This window comes from uncultured Campylobacter sp. (assembly GCF_938018145.1).
Taxonomy (GTDB): Bacteria; Campylobacterota; Campylobacteria; order Campylobacterales; family Campylobacteraceae; genus Campylobacter_A.
On record NZ_CALIII010000423.1, the window covers coordinates 1 to 1,845 of the forward strand.

Consider the following 1,845-nt stretch of genomic DNA (forward strand, 5'->3'; position numbering starts at 1 on the left):
GGTTGCGGCAAAGGTCGCAAAAAGCGTGCAGATGCCTATCATCGGTATCGGCGCGGGTGCCGACGTGGACGGACAGGTGCTCGTGTGGAGCGATATGCTCGGGTTTTTCGACGAGTTTAAGCCTAAATTCGTAAAGCGCTATCTCGACGGCGCAAATTTGGTACGAACGGCGGTAGAAACTTACACCCGCGAAGTTAGAGAAAAGACCTTCCCGAGCGAGGAGTTTGAGTATAAAATTTAGCTTGTTTAGCTAAATCTAGTCGGCGGGGCAAATTTGATCATCCGGCAAACAACGGCAAATTTGAGCCTTAGGCGTTAAATTTGACGAACAGAGTTTGGTTTAAATTTGAACGCTTGCATTTACCCGTTCCTCGTCAAATTTGACGGGCAAATTTAGCTATCAAAACAAGACTGGATTGAAAACGAGGAGTAAATTTTGAAAATTTTATTGATTTTAGCGACGTTTTTTAGCGCACTAGCGGCTTCAAATCCGAATTTTGGGCTAGGCATCGACAGTCTTGGCGAGCAAAATGAGCAAGCGCAGAACGAGAAGCGATTTTCTAAACGAGAGGAGGCCGCGAGGCAGGCGATCGAAAATGCCGACTATGACGCGGCTTTTAAGATTTTATCGCCGCTTTGCCAGGAGGGTGACGCGATGAGCTGCGCGGCGCTGGGCAGTATGCATTTTAGCGGGCTAGGAGCCCAGAAAAGCAACGAAAAAGCCGAGCTTTTCTTTGAAAAATCGTGCGAGCTGGGAAACGGCACGGGGTGCTTTGATCTGGCGCTTTTAAACGTCAAGGAAATTTTCGGCCCTAAAGATGAAAATAAGATATTTCGTCTCTACGAAAAAGGCTGCGAGCTAGGCTCTGAAGCGGCTTGCAACAACCTCGGCCTCATCTACGAATCACAAAACGATCTCAAAAAATCCATAAATTTATACGCCAAAGCGTGCAGAAAATTTGACGGTGCTGGCTGCTACAACTACGGCAGGATGATGCACGAGGGTCTTGGAGCGGAGCGCGATCTAGCAAGCGCGCACAAGGCCTTTGACACCTCGTGCTACATGAAAAATGCGCTTGGCTGCTATGCTCTTGGCTACGTTTACGAGCACGCGCAGGGCGTGGAGTTCGCGGTTTATGACGCGTACGACGGCTATTCGCGCGCTTGCAAGCTCGGCAACGACGACGGCTGCAGGGCTCTGGGCTTTGAAAACTACGAGAAAAATATCGAAATTTACGAAAAATTCGAGTCTATCGCGGAGGGTTGTAAATTTGGCAACGATAGCGATTGCAAGCTTTTAAAAGCGAGGATAGCGGAGTTTTAAGCTCGGACCGATTTGGTCGGCCGCAATCTGTATTTTCTGTCAAATTTAAACTGATTTTTGAGATTTATCCGCTTCGGCCAGGCGGATAAATTTGAGCTTTGTTCGGTTTTAAAACCCTAGCCTTTACGGCGCCAAATTTACCGCTGAACGCCGAGTTAAATTTGAACAAAGCCCAAAGCCAAAACTTACCCAAAATTTTGTAAAATGCGGCAAATTTACGAAAAACAGAGCCGAAAAAATGGATAGAATAGTCGAAATAGAAAAAATAAGCTTTGAAAACGATTTTGAGGTGTCGCTGCGCCCCACGCGCTTTGAGGACTACATCGGACAGGAAAAGATCAAGCAAAATTTAGGAGTCTTTATAAAGGCCGCCAAAAAGCGCGGCGAGTGCCTAGACCACGTGCTTTTCTACGGGCCTCCGGGCCTTGGCAAGACGACGCTGGCGCACATCATCGCAAACGAAATGGGCGTTAGCATCAAGATGACGGCTGCGCCCATGATAGAAAAAAGCGGCGATCTGG

The 1,845-nt window shown here is 47.9% G+C and carries 3 protein-coding genes; all 3 read left to right on the forward strand.

Features of this window, described 5'->3' with window-relative positions:
- Positions 1-241: 3-methyl-2-oxobutanoate hydroxymethyltransferase (locus Q0338_RS09935; protein ID WP_298086584.1), on the forward strand; the 241-nt coding region annotated here is incomplete at its 5' end.
- Between the two features lie 195 nt (positions 242-436).
- Positions 437-1,324, forward strand: coding sequence for a tetratricopeptide repeat protein (locus tag Q0338_RS09940; protein ID WP_298086585.1), 888 nt, complete (start codon positions 437-439; stop codon positions 1,322-1,324).
- A gap of 238 nt (positions 1,325-1,562) precedes the next feature.
- On the forward strand, positions 1,563-1,845 hold a 283-nt coding region (locus tag Q0338_RS09945; RefSeq protein WP_298086586.1), incomplete at its 3' end, for an AAA family ATPase.